Origin of the sequence: Dethiosulfatarculus sandiegensis, assembly GCF_000931935.2 — a bacterium.
GTDB classification, from domain to species: domain Bacteria; phylum Desulfobacterota; class Desulfarculia; order Desulfarculales; family Desulfarculaceae; genus Dethiosulfatarculus; species Dethiosulfatarculus sandiegensis.
The window spans coordinates 22,716-43,773 of sequence record NZ_AZAC01000018.1 but is presented as its reverse complement, the minus strand read 5'-3'; the positions used below and the strand labels follow the sequence as shown (position 1 = coordinate 43,773).

Below are 21,058 nucleotides of genomic sequence, written 5' to 3'. Positions count from 1 at the left end.
ACTCCTTTAGAATTTAGCGCTCAAGCGCAGGCCATAGACCTGACGCGGCATGTCATAGCCAGCCTGCTCCTGGTATTCCTCACCCAGAAGGTTGCTGACATAAGCGCCGATGCTCCATTCAACCGGGCCCAGGTTGAGGCGCTGTTCAACGCCGGCATCAAGCACCACATAAGCGTCCAGAGTGCTGCCCTTCTGGGTCTGGCGTTCACCCACCCAGCGTCCGGAAAGCTGTACAAAGCCGTCTTTCCAGGCCTCATAGCGTCCCAGGAACTTCACTTTGTGCTTGGGCAGAAGCTCCGGCAGGTAGTAGGTCCAATTCTCGTCATATTGGGTTTCGTCGGCCTCCACCTCCTGATAGACATAGGAGATGGTGGACTGGAAGCGCTTGCCCAACCGAAGGCTGGCTTCCATCTCGATACCATAAAGTTTTACGTGGGGGATGTTAAAGAGGCAGTCAGACCCCAGGCCGCTGCCCGGAGAGGTGATGCCGTTGTCGTTGATAAAGTCTTTGATGTCGTAGTAAAAAGCAGCGGCTCGATAGGTCACCGGCTGCCAATCCTGGATGATTCCCAGTTCATATTCCCATGCAGATTCAGGCCTGAGTTCCGTGTTGTCCTTGTCGGCGCACCGCGCCCACCAGTAATAATCTCACGGACACGGCAGGCGATAAGAACGGCTCACCGCAGCATAGAGCGCGGTCGCGTCAGTCGCCTGGTAATCCAGTTTCAAGCTGGGATAGAAGTCTTCCTCGGTCTGGCTTTTACCGCCCACCGGCCAGGCAGGGGTCTCTCCGCCGGTTTCAAACCAGGAGTAATAGGTGCCCATGTCCACATGGTAATAGCGCACACCGGGAGTTATGGTCAATTTACCGTAGCGCGCCACATCCTGCAGGTACAGTGAAGTAACCCGGTAGGTGGCGTCATCCATGGCAGGCCAGCCGATGGTTTTGTTGTTTTCATCCGGCGTGCCCAGTTCCTGGTATTCCGCGCCAAAGGTCAGGCTGTTGTGCTCGCCCAAGGTCAAATCGCTCAACTGGGCGATAACTCCCCTGGTCAGGTCGCCTGAATAGTCTTTCCTGTAAGATCCGCTGCGATAATAGTGATTCCAGCGCTTGCCTTCCGTGGAAAAAAGATGCAGCTTAAACTCCGCTTCACCTACAGGAGAAGTAAAGATCATATCCTGATAGGTTGTATCGCGGTTCCAGTATGGTGTGGGAGGCCCTGCCACCTGGGTTGTGGGCGGAACGTGACGCAACTGGTCGGCGCTGCCGAGGAAGGTCGGGTAATCCGAATCCCAATCTGCCCGAGTGGGATCGTTAAGCACCGGATAGCCATACTCGACATTGCTGTGCTTAACGCTGAAGGAAAGCTTCATATCCTTGGGCAGATAAAAACTTAAGTGTCCGTTTACGTTTTGGTTGTCCTGATAGTTATTGCGCAGATAACCGTCTGTGTGACTGTCGCTGAACGAGAAGTTGTAGCCCAGCCAATTGCCTGTGCCGCCGTTTACCGAAACAGTGCCAAAACGGGTGTCAAATGAACCATAACCAGCCTCGGCCTTGACCTCCGGCACGGGTTCTTCGGTCCGTTTACCCTTTTTGGTAATGATATTGATCACGCCGCCAATGGCAAAGGGATGCAGCACCGAATGGCCGCCCCTGATAATCTCCACGCGCTCAACATCGTCCATATTCAAAGAGGACCAGTCAACAATGTAGCGCCCGGAATGGCCGGTGTGATTAATGCGGCGGCCATCGATTTCAATGACCATGCGCCCTTCGTTCAAGCCTCGCATGGAGACCTCGTCACCGGGGCTTGCCATCAACGGGTTGATGCGCTGGACATCCACGCCGCCGATTTCGGTAAGCACGTCAGTCAAGGTGCGCACCCCGGAAGGACGCTGAAACTCGTCCATTTTAATAACTGTCTTATCCGGTGAAATATCCACACCGGGTTGAGTGGAGATGACAGTCATCTGCCCCATATCCATGGTCGGCTTCTCTGTGGCCGCATCGACCGCGGCTCCGGATAAGAGCAGGGCCCAAAAAGCAGTCCAAAGCACCAACATCGACTGCCATCGCGCGCACGACCCCCGTGGCAGGCAGTCTTTGAAAGTAGCAGGCATTGCCCACTTCCTCCTTTCGGAAACAAAAAACCACCAAAAAACCTCCCGCCTTCGGACGGGCTAACCTATTGGTGGCCAATTGAATTCATATGTATTTGATTAAGCGAAAAAGAAGGGAGTATTGGGATCCATTCGTTGGACTATTTAATCCCCTACAAATATTAGAACAAATTACACACCGGGTATTAAATGTCAACTGTTTTTTGGGAAGGCATATGCCCCGGACATAACCTACTAAAGCTAACCCCTTCCACCCGCCGGGGAAAAAGGTATTCAGGGGTAAAGTAAAAAAATAACCATAAAAATACTATGGAATTACTTTGACCTTTAGAATTTAACACCAAGAAAAAAATCGAGACAGAATAAAAACCAACCTTGCCAAGCGTAAATTCGGATAAGAGGCGAGAACTCAGGTCCCTCCCCCGACTCTGGTCACGCTTTAGCATGGAAGTGGGTCCAGGGCCTGGTTGGGGGTTAGATCAGTTGCAGGATCTAAAATGACTATTCACATAGCGATCCGCACCCCAGCACTCAAATCACGAAGAACAAGTCTCAATCAAGTGCTCGGCATATAAAAAACACGGAACAGAAAAAGCCAGCAATCAGATAAGGTTAAACAAAAGGGGCGGTTGGGGCATAGCCATGTGAGTAAACGATCCTGCCACCTTTTTCAAGGCGAACATATGCCGGAAAAGAAGGCTCCACGGTCTCGCCTTTTTACTGATAAGGGTAAAGAAGGATCAATCCACCCCATGTGAAGGCGTTCAAAATTGCAAATGATAATGGAAAGATTCTTATCTGAAATCATTTTGACAAAACAGTGCGCCTGTCAGGTAACTGCCAATCGGAGATCAGGCCCTACCGGCCCATGATCACAACTAGAGCTGATCGTTTTAATCAATGAAGATCAATAATGAATCTACCCAGGGCTCAAAAAACCTTTATCAATCAAGAAAATTTTCTCAACTTTAACCTCGATAAAAAGCCTTATTTAGCCCTGGAAACAACCACATCCAAAGCAATATAAATTACCGCGAACCACGTTTTTAAAAACAACGCCCGGCCGTTTTTATCAAAACCTGAGATGTACGATTTTCATCATTTTTCTGAAACCCGGAAAAATGGACAGGGTTCGTATAGCAAAAGGAATTTTATTTTTGTGCCTGTCAAAATAATAATCTTCGCTGATGAACTTCAGGCCGAGCCCCCAGGTTTCAATCTCTTTGCCGGTTTTTATCCCCCACTTGAAAGTGGCATTGTAATTTTTCAAATCCGGGTGCTTTTCCGTTCTTTTGGCAACAAACGGCGACATTGCCTCCAACACCATTTCCGCCTTTGGGAAATTCTCACCCAAGGCCTCAAACAGTGACCTTACTTCAGATTCGGTAAAGTACATCAACAGGCCTTCGGCAATAAATAAAGTGGGAAGGTCCTTGGGAATTTCTTCTATCCATGAAAAATCAAGGACCGATTTTGCAATAAATCCGTGCCGGTCGGTTTCCGGAAAGAAATGTTTCCGCAAGGAGATGGCCTCCGGTAAATCCAGATCGAACCAGACAACCGAACCATTGTCCAGTCTATGAAAACGGGTGTCCAGGCCGCATCCCAGATTGACCACAACGGCCTTTGGGTGTTTTGAAAGAAATTTCCTTGTCTGCTCGTCAAGAATCTCCGTGCGAACCGAAACTCCAAATTGGGAACCCTTGGAGATTGTGGTTTTGGAAAAATCATAGTCAACTTGATCCAGGATTTCGACCGATTTGGGATCGTGGATGATGCCGTCTTTCTTTTGGGTCTCCAGATAGCGGACCCTCAAAGGAATCAATAAAGTTTCAGGTACGTTATCCAATTGAGATAATATTTTTTGACCTTCCATGGCTGTTCCTTTTTCACTTAATGCGTATTCATATCAAAAATTACGGGTTGTCCTCGTTAAAGGCCTGTTCGATCTTCCCGCCCCCCCTTGACCGGGCCGTAGACTGCGCTTGGTTTGGTATGGATTGATGGGGGGTGCGTGACATATATCAGCAGGTCCATCTTTCAGCAGCCAGGCACAGAAAAGGCCTATCATGAATTTCTTCCCAGCTCCTTTAATCCCCGGGGGGCCAACAAAGAACAAAACCCGTGCAAGTGCCTTAGCTTGCAACCCATAGGGTTTGTCTTGGCTTGCACCGCCCAAAAACAAACAAAGCAGCCGGAATTCATTTTTATATCTTAATTTTATAAAATACAACAAATAATATTCGTAACATCAAATTAGAACTATTTTGCTAATTAACCCAAATTTCTTCCAATAGTTGCTTAGCAATTGGCATTTTAGGGCGAAGGTAGGGATGGTATTTGAGTTGGGACAGTTTGGCTGCGTACTTAAGATAGGATTGGGCCTTCGTGGTTCAGTCGCCTTTTCTATTTTTTCAAGTGTGCCGTATCCAGAGTTTAATCCTCCAGCAAGGGATAAGACAGCCCAGAGTTAGAGAAGCTAATCCTATTTTGCTCAGCCCCTGTTTCAGAGACCTCACCGAATTCGTTGATTTGACCTCACTCATATTTAAAAGTCTGCCCAACCTTTCCCTAAAAATGGTGCTCACACAGGTCCCCTTGCCATTCATGGATATCTTGATGTCCCATTTCAGCATCTTGGAGAACAACTAGGGATGCAACGGGGTTTTAGATAACCGGAATCTGTCTCCTGTTGACTGGCACTAAGCACGGGAGGTTTACAAAATGCCTAGCGGGGTGTTGAAGTTCAATTTCAGCAACTTCCTCATATCGCATAATTTTCAAGGCTGCGCGAAATGGCGGGCCACATTGGGACTGTAACATTCGGGGCCCCCGAAATGCTCCGGCATTTTGGGGCTGTAACATTCGGGGCCCCCGAAAATGCTCCGGCATTTTGGGGGTGTATCAGTGGCCCGCATAAGAGGGCGTTTCTCACCCCCCTGCTACAAATTAAGGTTGCCTTCTTTGGATTTATCCCACAATTTATTAAGTAAATCCTTTCCCGCTAAAAAATAGTCCGAAAATGGAAAGAATTAGATGAACAATCAAGCGGATGAGGCCTTTGCCAAGGGCATTTTCTTGGAAAAAAAAGCTGAATTTGAAAAAGCCAAAGCCGTCTATGCAGACATGTTAAAATATGTCACTGATGAAGATATTCTGAAAAAAGCCAGCTCGCGAATGGAGGATATGGATGATCTGATCGCGGAAAGACAACTCTATGAGCGTATTGACGAAAACGCAAAACAGGTGCTCACTGAAACTGGTATGAACATTGCCGGCACCCTAACGATTATGGATATTCTCCTGGAAGCCGACGCTGTGGATTTTGACAAAGAGACGGCTCCGTTAATACCTTTGAAGAGGGATTACATTGATCACTGTTTGGAACAGACGCCCCGTAGAATTTCAGCAGATCCGGGTTTAAACACATTTGGCACCGGCTCGACATCACCCTTTCTAAAACGGGCCGGTGACGAGGAGCTTCGCCCGGCAAATCGCGAAGAATACGGAAAAATAATCCGAGCGGTGGATGATAACCAGGATGTTCTAGGTATTTTCAGCCTGCCGGTGGCCTGCGACAGGAGCATCTCTCTTATTGAGGCGGCCAAGCTGATGGAGAAAAACTACCAAGGCATCAAAATGATCCCGACCAATACCATGAGCGATGCCGAGGTGGCATTTTTTAAGGATAAAGAAAACTGGATAGACGGCACCAGCCTGATCTCCACCTTAACTCCCATGAATAACATGGTTGAACCTTTTATGCGAAGCGCCCTGGCAGGTAACAATCTGTTGCTCATTGACCAGAGCATTGCCGGCGTATCCGGCGCCGCCAGCCCCGAGTCTTTTCTGACCCAAATCCATGCCCAAGTCCTTTTCATGATAGTCATTGCGCAGACGCTTAATCCCGGGGTTACGTGTATACACTGCGGCATTCCAAGCCTTGCCGAGGCCGGAGGTAATCTTTCCTACAGTTCCCCTTGCCAAACGCTTATTAATGCGGCCCTGGCCAGGGTCAACACCTGGATCACCGGCTTGCCTTCCGCCCAGACCGGCGGCAGCACCAGCCTAACCGAGCTGACTACCCAGGCTGTGGCAGATTCAGAATTGAGCCGCAATGCACTGCGTAAATACGGGGTGCATATAGTACGGCATGCCATGGGGGCCTTGGGAAGTCTGAATTTTTTCAGTATCGAAAAATTTATAGAAGATTGTGAGCGAGAGAGAAATTCCAAAAAAATTTTCAAAACGGTTTCAAAGGATGCGGGCGTGATCCCCATGTACTTTCCCGCCGACGATCAAGCTCTTGCGGGAATCAACGAAATTGTCGAAAAAAGTAGCCCCAAAAATACTGACCACACCTTGAAAAATGTGGATTCTTTCAGGCAATGGGAGGGTGTTGTCAGGCAGGCCGCTAAAAGAAAAACCTATTATCCAGAGCTGAACGATATCATCATCGATAGAATCAGATCCGATGCCTAATTTATTTGGGGTTCCTCTTTCGAGCTCTCAGGTAATTGGCATCACATAACAAAAAAAGAGTCGGGCATAAACCTGACTCTTTTCGTCATATCTGTGGCGGGGACGACAAGACTTGAACTCGCGACCTCCGGCGTGACAGGCACTCCAGAAGTAAACACTGCTGCTGTTTTTGAGTAACCACCCGCATCAACTTGCAACTAATCAATCAAATTTAATATAAAATAAGCAAATATGCCATTACACCCCTTTCCCTTTTTTCAGGTGGTTTTTCAACTTTTTCGAAAAGGAACTTGACAATCTGGCAAACTTGGCCAATATTTCAAATAAGCAAATTGGAGGACCCCATGAAAGTAAGCAAGGCACAACGATTTGAAGCCCGCGCCAGGATACTAAGGGCCTTGGGCAACCCCAACAGGCTTCTTATCCTGGATGAGTTATCCACGGGTGAAAAATGCGTGGCCGAACTCACCGAAGCGGTCGGCCTGGACATGTCGACCATTTCCAAACATCTGTCTGTCTTGAAATCCGTTGGACTGGTCAAGGATGAACGACGCGCCACTCAGGTTTTTTATTCCCTGTTGGCCCCCTGTGTACTTAGTTTCTTCAACTGCGTGGAATCGGTGATGGAAGCCCAGGTGCAACACCAGATTCAACTTGTCAAGTGAGGTATTTTTTTTGAGCTCAAACTTGAATAATTGGCCAAATATGCATTAACTAGTAATAAAAAGTAACTTAAGACGCTTCGAACGGAACAGCAACTGAGATGCGAGCCTATCCCACCGGTAGCCGTAAACTACATGGCCTGGAGGCTCCGGCGGTGATTGTACGAACCCTGGCCCATTCCGGCTGGCTGATGATACTTGGGCGGCTTTCAAGTGGGAAATCAAGCGTGGGAGATTTGAACGAAATGGTCGGTTGCCACAAATCCACGATGTTACGTCATCTGTTGAGCATGAAAAACGCATGCCCCATTGACTGCAACAAGGAGGGGCAACCCCTTTTTATCATCTGCGTAATCAGGTGCGCGTTTGATTTACTTTATTACGCCGACACTTTATCAAACCAGCTAAAACACGACCGGACAAATACAAAAAGCCCGGCCGCAACTTCAGGAACAAGCTTGAGGAGGAATTTAAAATGAAGGAACGATACAAGCTCCTGATGATTCTCGCGGTCTTCGCGGCAGCCTACTATATGCCCTGGAACAGCGAAGTTATCCGCCAATCCGGCCTAGAGGCCTTCATGATGCTGCAGGAATACGCAAGGGAGCACGTGCTCACTTGCCTGATCCCGGCCTTTTTCATCGCCGGAGCCATTGCGGTTTTCGTCAGCCAGGCCTCTGTACTCAAGTATTTCGGAGCCAAGGCCAAGAAGATCCTATCCTATACCGTGGCCTCTGTTTCAGGTACGGTGCTGGCGGTCTGCTCCTGTACGGTGCTTCCTTTATTCGCGGGCATCTACTCCCGGGGTGCGGGCATTGGACCGGCAACGGCCTTTCTTTACTCCGGTCCGGCCATTAACGTGCTGGCCATTGTGCTCACCGCACGCATCCTGGGGTGGGAATTGGGTCTGGCCCGGGCTATAGGGGCCGTCATCTTCGCGATCATAACCGGCTTGCTAATGGCCTTCATCTTCCGCAAGGACGACGCCGAACGCGCTGCCGGAGAGATCTACCTGCCGGATGAAGACGGAAAGGGACGCACCCTGGTTCAGGAGGCCTTATTCATGCTCACCCTGGTGCTGATCCTGGTCTTCGCGGCTTTTGCCCGGCCGGCAGATGGAGAGGCCGGTCTGTGGCAAGCCATATTCTCGGCCAAGTGGTACCTGACCGCGGGCCTTCTGGTAATCCTGGGCTTCATGCTCAAAAATTGGTTTATCAAAGACGAGCGGGTGGACTGGGTTCAGTCCACTTGGGGCTTCATGAAGCAAATTTTCCCGCTTCTGGGAGCGGGTGTGCTGGTGGCGGGCTTCATGCTGGGGCGACCGGGCCATGCCGCCCTGATCCCCGAACAATGGATTCAGGCCGCCCTGGGAGGAAACTCCCTGTGGTCCAACCTCTTCGCCTCGCTGGCCGGGGCCCTGATGTACTTCGCCACCCTGACCGAGATCCCCATTTTGCAGGGACTTATCGGAGCAGGCATGGGTAAGGGCCCCGCCCTCGCCCTGCTGCTGGCCGGACCGGCACTTTCCCTGCCCAATATGCTGGTCATAGGCGGGGTCATGGGCTGGAAAAAGACAGTGGTGTTCTGCTCCATCATCGTGGTGCTGTCCACCATTGCCGGACTTATTTATGGTTCGGTCTTTGCCTGAAGCGATTCTTACCTGTGGAGAAGGCATTATGGACGACATTAAGAAAATAAACGTAGGTGGCATATCCATAGGAATCAAAAAACTCGACCAAGTCATCACTGACATGAAAGCGGAATACGCCGACCGCTCCGACCAGGAGGTGGCGGCAGAGATGCTAAATCGTATGGAAAAGCGTAATTACATCCCATCTTCGGCCCGGGATGAATATTCCTCCGCCTTTGTACGTGAGTTTCGTAAAACGTTGGGGCAGCCCTATAAAGCGGGTTCCGATGGAGGTCTGGAGATCAGAGTCGTGGGTCCGGGCTGCCCCCGTTGCGATCAACTTTTTGGACGGGTGATGAAGGTGCTGACCGAACTCGGGGAGGAAGCTGACCTGGTCAAGATCACAGAGGCCAATGCCATCGCCGCAACCGGTGTATTGGTTACCCCGGGTTTGATCATAAACGGCAAAGTGGTTTCAACGGGCAAGGTTCCCAGCGAGCGGGAAATCAGAAGATTACTACAATAGAGTGATGGATTCATCAATCGTCTGGAGATCCGGCCAATAAAACGGCTGAAAACAGAGTGGAAACACCTGGACAAAGACGGACGGACCTGTGAGCGTTGCGCGCACAGCAAAGAAAAGGTGCCACGGGCTGTTGAAGAATTGGACGGTGAATTTAGGCCACGGGGATGGACGGTCACGCTCAAGGGAACCCTCTTGACGAAAAAGGGATTTATTGAATCCAACCAAGTTTTACTGAACGGAAAGCCCTTGGAAAAAATTTTACCGCAGGCCGCCAAGTCGGAGATTTGCTGTTCTTCCTGCAAGAATTTACCGGGCCTGCGCACCCTGTGCCAAACCATTTGGCATCAAGGAAAAACCTACGAAGCAATTCCTCCTGATTTGATTCCGGAGGCGGCTTAGCAAGTGATCGGCAAACAATAAGACCAAAGGAGAACAATTATGCAAATCAAGGTACTGGGTCCTGGTTGCGCCAAGTGCAAGAAGACGGAAGAAGTAGTTAAGGAAGCAGTGGCCGAAGCCGGAATCGAGGCGGAGGTCGAAAAGGTAACCAACACCATGGAAATCGCCGCTGCCGGTGTCTTCGGCACCCCGGCTGTGATCATCGACGGAGACGTCAAGGTGGTGGGTAAAGTGCCCAGTAAGGATCAGGTCAAATCCTGGTTGGCCAAATAGGGGTATCTATCGCGGGTTTAAATAAAAAAGGAGAGCGAAATGTCTGATTGTTGCTGTGATGCCAATGTCCAGACCACGCACAAAGGGAACTGTTGCACGCCTGATGGGAATGTGATGCTGCTTTCCTGCTCAGGCGGCTCCAATGTGGGGCAGCTGGCCAACCAGGCCTGTGTGGAGCTGACCCGGGAGGGCTTTGGCAAGATATTTTGCCTGGCCGGCATCGGCGGCAATCTGTCAGGTTTCGTGCAATCAGCCAAGGACGTTCAGCGCATGGTGGTGCTGGATGGTTGCGAGGTGGGATGCGCCAAAGCCATCTTCAAAAACGCCGAGATTCCGCTACGGGGATATGTTGTTCTGAGCCGGGAGGGGATCGACAAAAACAAGGATTTCAACCTTAAACGGGATGACATTGATAGGGTTAAAGAGCTGATAAAAAATGCGGCATCCTCCCAAGGCGGACCCGAACCAGCCGGACAAAGCGGCTGCTGCTGCTGTTAGGACCGCGGGGGAAGCGCTGCATGGAGAACACCGCCTGCGCAAAGAAAGGCGGTGCGAAGCGTCATACGTCGTTTAACCTATCTGGAAAGTATTTATGCTTCTGGAAAGTTACCGCAAGGAAATTTTTAGGCCCGAATGCAATCCCAATTTCCAGTCCCTGCACTGTTTTGCGCATCTGGATCAGGATGTGGGGGAGGCATTGCCATTTTTGAACGCTGAATTGGGAGGCTATGAATACACCAGAGAACCACCCAGTGTCACCTTCCGGACGCAGGGAAAAATCATAACCGTCCATCCCCGGTTGATCGCGGTAAACGCCCTCAAAAACGAGGCGGAAGCGGACAAAATTCTCAAATGGTTAAAACGGGAGATTAACCAGGCCTGGGAGAACCGGGAAAATATCGAGCCCTGCTATACGGGTATGCCGCGCCCCCAGGTCTTTGAAATCCTGAAAATGCTCCCCAAGACCAATTGTAAAAAGTGTGGCCAGCCCACCTGTATGGTTTTTGCCGCTCAGGCCGCCGAAGGGGGAAAGGAAGCCGGAGACTGTCCCGAGCTGGCCCAGGAGCAGGCTTCATGCTTGGACGCCTATTTAAACCGATTCTTTGCCGACCCGCAGTTGTGATTAAAAAGCCACTGGCATTTGACCTTGCTATTGCCTCCATGAGACTGAGCAGTTTTAGCGCCCCTGTGCCTTATAGCAGACGGATCATGCCCCAAGTCTTATTTGTTTACACCCGGGAACGACGCCCGCAGTCAGATCGTGGAACACTATATGCGCCAGATGGCCGTAAAAACGGCATCGACTCAGGGCAGGCTTTCCGCGGCGGTGATCGGGCCCTTGATGGAAGCGCCGGTATTAACCTCGATGCTGAACGTGGCTTTGAAGCCGAAGCGGAAATATTTACCTTGAGCTGTGGAGACCCCAACCGGGGTCTGCCATGTGAGTTGCAAATCCTGAATCAACTATTAGCTGGTTTTGGTAATCCATTTTATTGAAAACACTGCTTTACCTGCAATACCTCCAGCCGCCGGGTTAATGATGGATAAACACTAAAACATTTAAATTCGAAGAGGAGTAGTTGAGGTGAAAAGAATATCTCTGGTTTTTTCTATCGCCTTGGTTCTATTGTCGGCAATAGTAAGTTCGGCGGAAATGCCTCATGATGCCAACCAATTGCCAGTGAAAGGCATGGTTACCATGATTGATTTAGGAGCCGACAAGTGCATTCCGTGCAAAATGATGGCTCCAATTATAAAAGAGGTGCGTGAAGAATATAACGGCAAGGCAGTCATCGCTTTCATAGATGTTTGGAAGGACCGTTCACAGGTGGACAGGTTCAAACTCAAGGGCATTCCCACCCAGATTTTCTTTGATAAAAACGGTAAAGAGCAATTTCGACACCTTGGATTCATGGACAAGGAAAAAATGGTGTCTTACCTGGAAAAAATGGGAGTCACCCTCAATTGATCCACTAGTTGATTGCGAGAAAGATTAAAGATGGATTCTTTTTTCATCACAGTTAACAGCTGGACATCTTCCGGAAGCTTGATCGCCATGCTTGGCGCCTTTTTGTGGGGAATGGTCAGCGTGGCCTTAAGCCCCTGCCACATGGCCTCAATACCTCTCATGGTTACTTACGTGGCAGGACAGGAAAAGGCAGTTAATCCTAAAAGCGCCGCCACTTATGCCTTTGCCTTTACCGGCGGTCTCTTCCTTACCATCGCCCTGGTGGGGGTCATCTGCTCCCTGTTGGGTTTGATGTTGGGAGAGATTGGTTCATGGTGGACCATACTGGTGGGGGCGGTGCTTATCTGGGTGGCCTTGGACATGCTGGGCGTACAAGTCTGCTCCATGTCAGGCAGCCTGATGAGCCGTCTTAAGGTTAAAGGAGTGGGCGGAGCTTTTGTTCTGGGTTTGGCTTACGGAGTGCTTTCCGGCTCCTGCACTTTCGGGTTTATAGCCCCCATATTAGCTATTATCACCGTACAAAACGACATCGTTACCGGCATCATATTGATCCTGCTCTTTGGTATTGGGCATTCCCTGCCCATTGCCTTTGCTGGAAGCTCTACAGCGGCGGTGAGCAATCTTTTGGAAAATGGATCGTTTCAACGGGGAAGCCTCTGGTTCAAGCGAGCCGCCGGGGTGGGCATAGCTTTTCTGGGACTCTACTTCATCCTTGCGCCATGGGTCGGGGTATAGCCACCCGGCCACCAAATTCCCAGGTACAAGAAAAGGGATTGGATCAAGACGGTCTGCTGGCCTCAGTACTGCCGGCCGCGGCGCTCTATCCGAAGTGGGGGCTGACGCCGATAGCTATCAGGCCTTTCAGTTGAGCCGGACGAAAAAAAGAGCCAGCAAATATTGCTGGCTCTTTTGATATCTGTGGCGGGGACGACGAGACTTGAACTCGCGACCTCCGGCGTGACAGGCCGGCGCTCTAACCAAAGCTGAGCTACGCCCCCGCATCATTATTCAGTTTATCGCTGTCGCGATCGGTGGGGCAATATTTACCGTCTTTTTTGCAGTTTGGCAAGCCCCAAAAAGCCCAAAAAGAGCTATCTACACTTTTTTCTGTAACATATCTTTTAAGGACTGATTTTAGACCACCCTTATCCATTTCCCCATCTACCGGATAAAGGGGGGGTACGAGGGGATTAGGCCCTTTTACAGGGTAAATTTCACCCTGGCCAACCCTTACACAACAAACCAAGCCGGGATTAAATCCCGCTTAAGCCTCTTTTGACAGTCTGTTTTTTAAAATTGATTTTCCCCAAAACAGCTTTGACCAACAGAAGCTTTTGCATGTCTTCAGGCATGCAAAAGGTCATAGTGTCAGATGCCAGATCCTTGAACAGCCCCCGGATGAAAAAAATGAATCCAGGGAGGCGTATAAACGGGAAATCAGAACTCTGAAAACATGAAAGAGAGAGGAAAAAAAGTTCGGGCTCAAAGGAGCGCAGGCAAGTCTGCCCCGCCTCTTTATGAGCCTTCCCCGGAGTGAAGCATTCAAAGAGGGGAGGCTGGACCCTTCGGATTGTTTGCAGGAAGTTTTTCAAATCTGCATAGGTCCGGGAATCTTGAGAAATACACCTATTGGGCTGGGGGCAAATAAAAACGGCCGGGGCAAAAGACCCGACCGATTTTAATTTTTATTGGTAGGCGGGACAGGGCTTGAACCTGCGACCCCCGGCTTGTAAGGCCGATGCTCTCCCAACTGAGCTACCCGCCCTTAAGAAGTTGTCGCCCCTGACCAAGGTGGTCAGGGGCGACAACCTTTGTACGGCACTCTATTTATCAAGGCATTGGCCTTGTGTCAAGAGGCGGAAGCTTAATGAGCCACCACAGTTTTGGAACCGTCCTCACCATTGGATTTTGAATTCAGACAAAAGGGAGCGGCATCGGGTTTGAAGATCTTTTCAGGGTCTTCCACTGCCAGGGCCTGTTTCAGCACCTGGTCCATGCTCTCAACCGGCACCAGTTCCACAGCCTTGAGCACCTTGGTCGGGATCTCCTTGATGTCCTTTTCATTTTCCTTGGGAATAAGGACCTTGCCGATTCTGGCCCTATGTGCTGCCAAAATCTTCTCTCTAAGCCCGCCTATGGGCAGCACCCTGCCCCTTAAGGTTATCTCACCTGTCATGGCCACATCGGCCCGCACCGGGTGTCTGGTAAGGGCGCTGACCAGGGAGGTGGCGAGGGTGATTCCGGCTGAAGGGCCGTCTTTGGGGATGGCGCCTTCTGGCACGTGGATGTGTATATCCACCCTGGTGTAAAAATCCTCGGGCAGCTCCAGGGCCTGGGCCCTGGTGCGCACGTAAGAAAGCGCAGCCTGGGCAGACTCCTGCATAACCTCGCCCAATTGGCCGGTCACGGTCAACTTACCCTTGCCGGGCATGATGACCACTTCCGTGGTTAAGATCTCGCCGCCGACTTCAGTCCAGGCCAGGCCGTTGGTAAGGCCCACATAGTCTTTTTCCTCGGGCAGGCCGTAACGGAACCTGGGTACACCCAGATGTTGCTGCACAGAGCCCTGGGAAATGCGTACAGTGCCCTCGCTGTCGTTTGCACTGACCAGCTTTTTAGCTGCCTTGCGGCAGAGGGCGGCCATTTCCCGTTCCAGGTTGCGCACACCGGCTTCCCTGGTGTAACGGCGGATGACCTCCAAGATGGCGGCATCGCTGACCTGCACCTGTTCCAGCTTTAACCCGTTGGCCTTGGCCTGTTTGGGCAAAAGGAACTGACGGGCTATGGAGAGCTTTTCCAGCTCGGTATAGCCGGGCAGGCGAATAATCTCCATACGGTCCTGCAAAGGGGCCGGAATGGAGTACAGGGTGTTGGCCGTGGTGATAAACATCACGCTGGAGAGGTTGTAGTCAACATCCAGGTAATGGTCGTTAAAAGCATAGTTCTGTTCAGGGTCCAGGACCTCCAGCAATGCGGCCGAAGGATCCCCCCTGAAATCAGTGGACATTTTATCCACTTCATCCAGGCAGAATACCGGGTTCACCGAGCCGGAGCGGCGCATGGACTGCACTATCTTGCCGGGCATGGCCCCGATATAGGTTCTTCTGTGTCCCCTGATCTCGGCCTCGTCCCTTACCCCGCCTAAAGAAAGACGGATAAACTTCCGCCCCATGGCCCTGGCAATGGATCTGGCCAAAGAAGTCTTGCCCACGCCCGGAGGGCCCACAAAGCAAAGGATGGGGCCTTTGATCTTGCGCACCAGGGCCTGCACAGCCAAAAACTCAAGAATTCTCTCCTTGGGTTTTTGAAGGCCGTAGTGGTCCTGGTCCAGAATATCTTTAGCCTCTTTCAAGTCCAATATATCCCTGGTTTTTTCATACCAGGGCAACGCCATTAGCCAGTCCACGTAGTTTCTCACCACCGTGGCCTCGGCGCTCATGGGCGACATCAGCTTGAGTTTTTTCAGCTCGGCGCGCACCTTTTGGGCTGCTTCCCTGGGCATGCGCTTTTGGGCCAGCTTTTCCTCAAGCTCCTTGATCTCGTTTTTGATGTCGTCTTTATCGCCCATCTCCTTTTGGATGGCGCGCATCTGCTCGTTCAGATAGTACTCGCGCTGGGTCTTTTCCATCTGGCGTTTGACCCGGCCCTTGATGCGCTGCTCCAACTGGAGAATCTCTATCTCTGAACGCAGAAGCTCATAAAGCCTGGACATCCTCTTGTTGGGATTGACCAGCTCCAACAGCTCCTGCTTGTCTTCCAGCTTTATCGGAAGATGCCCCACCACTGTGTCGGCCAATTGGCTGGGGTCATCAATGCTGGCCACCGAATGCAGGGTTTCCTGCGGTATTTTTTTATGCAGCTTGGAGTATTGTTCAAAGGCCTGGTTCACCGAACGCACCAGCGCCTCGGACTCCAGGTCCGGATCAAACTCCTCGTGCAACTCCTCCAGCTCAACCAGGAAGAGGTCGTCCTCTTCCACGAAGCTAACCACCTTGGCCCTGCGTTTGCCTTCGATAAGGGCCTTTACGGTGCCGTCCGGCAGCCTTAAAAGCTGCAGAACCGTGGAGATGGTTCCAATGGTGTAAATATCATCCGGGCCCGGGTCGTCCACCCGGGCGTCGCGCTGGGTGGCTAAAAAAATCGTCTTGTCGTGGCGCATGGCATGCTCCAAAGCAGCCACGGACCGGTCTCTACCCACGAACAAGGGGGCCACCATGTGCGGGAATACAACAATATCCCTAAGCGGCAGTAAAGGTGCTCGCATATTAGGTCCCCTCACGGCCGCAATGGGCCGTTTGATTAATTTTCCGAAGGTTGAATCCCGCAAAACCCGACCCCAACTGAGTTGTCGCCGCAAATAAGCCTGCGATTAACCCATCAGGCATATTCAGCCTGGTTTGAGTAAAGTAAAATGGGCTGTTCACCTTGTTTAATAACCTCTTCGCCTATCACGCACTCCTGAATGCCCTTGAGAGAAGGCAGATCATACATGATATCCAGCATGGCCGACTCAAGTATGGATCTCAAGCCCCTGGCTCCGCTCTTGCGGCACATGGCCTCCTGGGCCACGGCCAAGAGGGCCTCGTCGGTGAACTTAAGCTCCACACCTTCAAACTCGAAGAGTTTGGCGTACTGCTTGGTAAGCGCGTTTTTAGGCTCGCGCAAAATCCGCATGAGCGCATCTTCGCTCAGCTCATCCAAGGTGGCGACCACCGGCAGCCTGCCGATGAACTCGGGAATCAGGCCGTACCTGATCAGGTCCTCGGGCTGGCAGCGGGCCAGGATATCGCCCAACGGCAATTCTTTGTCTTTGTCCTGCAGCGAGGCTGTAAAGCCCATGGTTTTGGCGCCGATGCGGTTTCTGATGATCTTGTCCAGGCCAACAAAGGCTCCGCCGCAGATAAACAGTATATTGGTTGTGTCTATCTTGACGAACTCCTGCTGGGGGTGCTTGCGCCCGCCCTTGGGAGGCACCGAGGCCATGGTGCCCTCGATTATCTTCAAAAGCGCCTGCTGAACACCCTCGCCGGAGACGTCCCGGGTGATCGAGGGATTTTCGCTTTTCCTGGCGACTTTGTCGATTTCGTCGATATAGACAATACCACGCTGTGCCTTTTCCACGTCATAGTCCGCGGCCTGCAGAAGGTTGAGGATGATATTCTCCACATCCTCACCCACATAACCGGCCTCGGTAAGGGTGGTGGCATCGGCAATGGTAAACGGCACGTTCAGGATACGGGCCAGGGTCTGAGCCAGAAGGGTCTTGCCGCAACCGGTCGGTCCCACAAGCAGGATGTTGCTTTTCTGCAACTCCACGCCGCCCATCTCCACCTTGGCGTCTATCCGTTTATAATGGTTGTGCACGGCCACGGAGAGAATCCTTTTGGCCCTTTCCTGCTCAACCACATATTCGTCAATGATGGCGTTGATTTCTTTGGGCTTAGGTACAGAAACACCGGTGGAGGTTTCCTCTTTCTGGTATTCCTCCTCGATTATTTCGTTACAAAGTTCAATACACTCGTCGCAAATATAGACCGAAGGTCCGGCAATAAGTTTCTTGACTTCGTCCTGGCTTTTCCCGCAAAAGGAACAAACCAAATCCGACCCCTTGCCATTACTTTTTTTGCTCATAGGAGCCTGCTCCACCCATTAAAGTGCCCAGGTTCAGTCCTCTTCCGTTCTGCGTTCGACGATGACTTCATCGACTAATCCGTAGGCCTTGGCTTCTTCGCCGCTCATAAAGTAATCCCTTTCGGTATCTTCAGAGATACGGTCTATGGGCTGGCCTGTACGGTCTGCGAGCATACGGTTAAGTTCCTCACGGAGCCTTAAAATTTCGCGGGCATGGATGTCTATATCCGATGCCTGGCCCTGGAACCCTCCCAAGGGCTGGTGGATCAGAATACGAGAATGCGGGAGGGCGAATCTCTTACCCTTGGCTCCTCCGCTCAAAAGAATGGCCGCCATGGAACTGGCCTGACCAACGCAGAGGGTGCTAACCTCGGGTTTGATGTAATTCATGGTGTCCAAAATCGCCAGACCGGAGCTAACCACCCCGCCCGGTGAGTTTATGTAAAGATGAATATCTTTACTGGGATCATCTGCCTCAAGGAACAAAAGTTGGGCAACGATAACGTTAGCTACCGTATCATTAACAGCCTCTCCTAAAAATATTATCCTGTCTTTTAACAGACGCGAATAGATATCATAGGAACGTTCACCGCGACTAGTCTGCTCGATCACAAACGGTATTAAAGACATTATTCATCCGTTTCGTTTGCGCTTTGGGTCGCTTTAGCCTTTTCTTCCAATTCCTTTGCAAGTTCGCTGGGATCCGCTTTTTTAATGATAGCATCGGCTTTTAGGGCCTGCAACGTCTTTTCTTCCGTCAGGCGGGCCTTAAGGGAATCCATCATATTGTTTTTAATATGCATTTCCTTTATGGCCTTAGCAGGCTGACCAATGCGTCGGCTGAGCTTTTCCATCTCAGCGTCGATATCCGAATCCTCAACTTCCACCTTTTCAATATCGGAAATCTTGCCCAGAACAATTCCGGATCTGACTTTGTTTTCGGCAGAACCTGAAAAATCTTCAACCATTTTTGCATGATCCAGGTTTGCTTTATCCGGATCCATACCACTTTGGCGAAGCTGATTTTTCAGGCTTTCCACCATGCGGCCGGCCTCTTCCCTGACCAGAGATTTAGGAACGTCAAACTCGCCTAAGTCCCTTATCTGATCCATAATCTGGGAACGAAGGGCTGAATCTTTCTGATCCTGATAACTGTCTTCCAGGTCAGTCTTGATACGCTCCTTCAAGGTTTCCAGATTTTCAAACTCGGGGCTTACCGAGCGGGCGAAATCGTCGTCCAGTTCGGGCAGAACCTTGACCTTGAGCTCCTTGACAAAGAGCTTAAAGACCACATCTTTTCCCTGAAGTTTGGGATCGGATACGTTTTCATCATAAGAAACGGTGGCTTCCACGATATCGCCGGGCTTGACCTTGACCAGAGCGACCTCGATTTCCTCCTGTACGGATCCCTTGCCCAGCTCGACCTCAACGTTTTCGGCCTGGCCGCCGTCAACCTTCTCACCCTCAAGGTAAGACTCATAGTTGACCACAACCACATCGCCTGTAGCGGAAGGTCTCTCTTCCTCTAGAGGAATAAGCACTGACTGACGTTCGCGCAAGGAGTCAAGGCGTTCGTTTACGATATCGTCGGTGACTTCCATATCGGGCTCTTTAAGCTCAAGCCCCTTATATTCCTTGGGATCCAGCTCAAATTCGGGCAGGATATCCAAGGTGATTTTATAAATAAAATCTTTACCTTCCTCGGGCGGTTCAAAATCGAACTCCGGTTGGGCAATGGGGTTTACATCCGCCTCTTTAAGGGCATCGGCATAAGAGTCGCCGATCAAGCTCTCAACAGCCTCACTTGCAGCGCGATCCCCATAGTATTTCTCCAGAACGCTTCTGGGAGCCTTACCCGGTCTGAATCCCCTGATCTTGGCCTGGCGTTTGATGGCCTTGTATATCTTATCGAGAGTCTTTTTGACTTCCGCCGCAGGGATTTCCACGGTCAACAAACGCTCAACAGAGCTCAACTCTTCGGTATTGACCTTCATGGTCTCCTAACCCTTCTACCAACACTAAGCAAAAAAATGTTTCCAAAAATATGGACTTATAACATTCCATATGATCTTGCGCAACCGGCAAGGAAGGGGTTATTGCCTCCCTTAACCGGTTGAAACCCATAAACTCAAGCGGCGGCGAAAAAATTCCCAACCTAACCACTTGGCAATATACCTTTTTTTAAAACAGGCACTTTTCAGCGAAAAAGCTCGAAACACCTGTTCACTGTAAATAAATTATTCGTATTCCTTTATCTGCCTGGAAACCAATGCGATATCATCAGACTCCAGGGTAAAGGGATAGTTCCTCAAATCCGGTCCGGGCTTTTCATTGCCATAGGGGCGGTTGCAGGCCACCTTGCCGTCCTTGCCCGGGCAGCCGGAGGTCTCAAAGGGCTCTCCGGAATTCAAGGCCTTTTCATAGGTCTCTTTATCCACGCCAAAGTCCAGCACCCTGCCCTTGTCATCAAAGGTCATCTTGCTCGCGCGGGTCATTCCGCCATCAATAAGCCAGCGGGCCATCTGAATGCGGCGATAGCCGGTGGCCGGAGGCTGGGGATGGTCCTTCATGGCGCTGAAAACTTCGGGATAGAAACAGAATAAATGGGTGTAACCGCCCATGTCCTTGGCCCGATCAATAGCATTGATCAGTTCCTCTTCCGTCTCGCCCAGGCCGTAGATCAGATGCACGCCGCTATAGCCTTTGCCGAAAATGGCCAGGCTCTTTTCATAGATATCCCAATAATGATCCCAGCGATGGGGACCTCCCACGGGTTTGCCCCTTAGGTTGTGAAAAATTTCAGGGGTGGCCGCGTCGATTGCAACACCGATCCTGTCCGCTCCGGCCTCTTTCATGTCAATGAGGTCTTTCTCATTCATGATAGTGGGAGCGCACAGAATGGAAACCGGCAGGCCTGTCTCCTTGACCAGCCTGTCACACACATAAAGGGTGTCTTCCTTTGCCTTGGGATGGGTGATCATGGAGATGCAGAAGCGATGCACCCAATCAGGGGCATTCTTGGTGCGCTCAATCACCTCGTCCAGGGCATAGGCTTTCCAGGTGACCCGGATGAACTTCTCAAATTTGGGATCAAAGAAATCAACATGCTTTTCCCTGGCCAGACCACAGAAGGCGCAATTGGCCTTGCAGGCGCCGGGGTAAGTCAGCAATAAATTGATACAGCCCAGTTTGGCGTCTCTGTAAAATCTGCCCCCGGCAAAGCCCAAAGTCATGGCCGCGGCCAGAGAGAGGCGTAAATGTTCGGGGCTTTGCTTTTGAAACTCAAGATTTTTGGCCGTTTCCGGCATGTTCTCCTCCGTTAATAGTGCAGCAACCCTGCACAAAAGCAATATATCTTCCAA

18 protein-coding genes and 2 tRNA genes are annotated in these 21,058 nt (G+C 50.9%); 11 read left to right on the top strand and 9 right to left on the bottom strand.

Translation table 11 applies throughout. The features are described from left to right. Nucleotides 1-6: 6 nt before the first annotated feature. Nucleotides 7-2,067, bottom strand: a complete 2,061-nt coding sequence (locus tag X474_RS26825) for a TonB-dependent receptor, PCPU motif-type (RefSeq protein WP_435051134.1) — start codon at nucleotides 2,065-2,067, stop codon at nucleotides 7-9. A 1,129-nt stretch (nucleotides 2,068-3,196) separates the two neighbouring features. Then, complete coding sequence (locus tag X474_RS13930; RefSeq protein ID WP_044349754.1) at nucleotides 3,197-4,000, bottom strand: class I SAM-dependent methyltransferase; 804 nt, start codon at nucleotides 3,998-4,000, stop codon at nucleotides 3,197-3,199. Nucleotides 4,001-5,160: 1,160 nt separating this feature from the next. Here X474_RS13930 and X474_RS13915 point away from each other — a divergent pair. From X474_RS13915 to X474_RS13865, 11 genes are all read left to right on the top strand, one after another. After that, nucleotides 5,161-6,606: a trimethylamine--corrinoid methyltransferase gene (locus X474_RS13915; RefSeq protein ID WP_044349749.1), complete on the top strand. Its 1,446-nt coding sequence runs from the start codon at nucleotides 5,161-5,163 to the stop codon at nucleotides 6,604-6,606. 344 nt (nucleotides 6,607-6,950) lie between these two features. Continuing rightward, complete coding sequence (locus tag X474_RS13910; protein WP_044349747.1) at nucleotides 6,951-7,271, top strand: ArsR/SmtB family transcription factor; 321 nt, start codon at nucleotides 6,951-6,953, stop codon at nucleotides 7,269-7,271. Nucleotides 7,272-7,743: 472 nt separating this feature from the next. Then, entirely contained in the window at nucleotides 7,744-8,916 is a 1,173-nt protein-coding gene (locus X474_RS13900; protein ID WP_044349743.1) for a permease, read from the top strand. A gap of 28 nt (nucleotides 8,917-8,944) precedes the next feature. After that, nucleotides 8,945-9,424, top strand: coding sequence for a thioredoxin family protein (locus X474_RS13895; RefSeq protein ID WP_052515211.1), 480 nt, complete (start codon nucleotides 8,945-8,947; stop codon nucleotides 9,422-9,424). 12 nt (nucleotides 9,425-9,436) lie between these two features. Then, a complete protein-coding gene (locus X474_RS25635; RefSeq protein ID WP_082464362.1) occupies nucleotides 9,437-9,823 on the top strand; it encodes a DUF2703 domain-containing protein in 387 nt (128 codons plus the stop codon). A gap of 39 nt (nucleotides 9,824-9,862) precedes the next feature. Continuing rightward, nucleotides 9,863-10,096 (top strand): thioredoxin family protein, encoded by a 234-nt coding sequence (locus X474_RS13885; protein ID WP_044349740.1) that lies wholly within the window; start codon nucleotides 9,863-9,865, stop codon nucleotides 10,094-10,096. A gap of 39 nt (nucleotides 10,097-10,135) precedes the next feature. Continuing rightward, nucleotides 10,136-10,594 (top strand): putative zinc-binding protein, encoded by a 459-nt coding sequence (locus X474_RS13880; RefSeq protein ID WP_052515210.1) that lies wholly within the window; start codon nucleotides 10,136-10,138, stop codon nucleotides 10,592-10,594. A gap of 94 nt (nucleotides 10,595-10,688) precedes the next feature. Further along, the gene (locus X474_RS13875) at nucleotides 10,689-11,219 is read left to right on the top strand and encodes a (Fe-S)-binding protein (RefSeq protein ID WP_044349738.1); all 531 of its coding nucleotides are present in this window, start codon (nucleotides 10,689-10,691) and stop codon (nucleotides 11,217-11,219) included. Next, a complete protein-coding gene (locus tag X474_RS26180; RefSeq protein WP_156360765.1) occupies nucleotides 11,171-11,593 on the top strand; it encodes a hypothetical protein in 423 nt (140 codons plus the stop codon). The genes X474_RS13875 and X474_RS26180 overlap by 49 nt, the downstream gene beginning before the upstream one ends. A gap of 88 nt (nucleotides 11,594-11,681) precedes the next feature. Further along, nucleotides 11,682-12,065: a thioredoxin family protein gene (locus tag X474_RS13870; RefSeq protein ID WP_044349737.1), complete on the top strand. Its 384-nt coding sequence runs from the start codon at nucleotides 11,682-11,684 to the stop codon at nucleotides 12,063-12,065. Nucleotides 12,066-12,095: 30 nt separating this feature from the next. Continuing rightward, nucleotides 12,096-12,800 carry a cytochrome c biogenesis CcdA family protein gene (locus X474_RS13865; protein ID WP_044349735.1) on the top strand — a complete coding sequence of 235 codons (705 nt, stop codon included), beginning with the start codon at nucleotides 12,096-12,098 and terminating at the stop codon, nucleotides 12,798-12,800. Nucleotides 12,801-12,984: 184 nt separating this feature from the next. Here the strand turns inward: X474_RS13865 and X474_RS13860 are convergent. The 7 genes from X474_RS13860 to X474_RS13825 form a co-directional block, all read right to left on the bottom strand. Further along, nucleotides 12,985-13,063: transfer RNA gene (locus X474_RS13860), tRNA-Asp, on the bottom strand. A gap of 691 nt (nucleotides 13,064-13,754) precedes the next feature. Further along, nucleotides 13,755-13,830, bottom strand: a tRNA-Val gene (locus X474_RS13850). A gap of 99 nt (nucleotides 13,831-13,929) precedes the next feature. Beyond that, nucleotides 13,930-16,329, bottom strand: a complete 2,400-nt coding sequence (gene lon / locus X474_RS13845; protein ID WP_044349732.1) for an endopeptidase La — start codon at nucleotides 16,327-16,329, stop codon at nucleotides 13,930-13,932. A gap of 113 nt (nucleotides 16,330-16,442) precedes the next feature. After that, nucleotides 16,443-17,696 (bottom strand): ATP-dependent Clp protease ATP-binding subunit ClpX, encoded by a 1,254-nt coding sequence (clpX, locus tag X474_RS13840; protein WP_044349731.1) that lies wholly within the window; start codon nucleotides 17,694-17,696, stop codon nucleotides 16,443-16,445. Between the two features lie 33 nt (nucleotides 17,697-17,729). Continuing rightward, the gene (gene clpP, locus X474_RS13835; RefSeq protein WP_044349729.1) at nucleotides 17,730-18,326 is read right to left on the bottom strand and encodes an ATP-dependent Clp endopeptidase proteolytic subunit ClpP; all 597 of its coding nucleotides are present in this window, start codon (nucleotides 18,324-18,326) and stop codon (nucleotides 17,730-17,732) included. Next, nucleotides 18,326-19,690: a trigger factor gene (gene tig / locus X474_RS13830; RefSeq protein WP_044349728.1), complete on the bottom strand. Its 1,365-nt coding sequence runs from the start codon at nucleotides 19,688-19,690 to the stop codon at nucleotides 18,326-18,328. Before tig ends, clpP begins: the two co-directional genes overlap by 1 nt. A gap of 243 nt (nucleotides 19,691-19,933) precedes the next feature. After that, on the bottom strand, nucleotides 19,934-21,004 hold the full coding sequence (locus X474_RS13825; RefSeq protein ID WP_044349727.1) for a radical SAM protein: 1,071 nt from the start codon (nucleotides 21,002-21,004) through the stop codon (nucleotides 19,934-19,936). Between the last annotated feature and the right edge of the window lie 54 nt (nucleotides 21,005-21,058).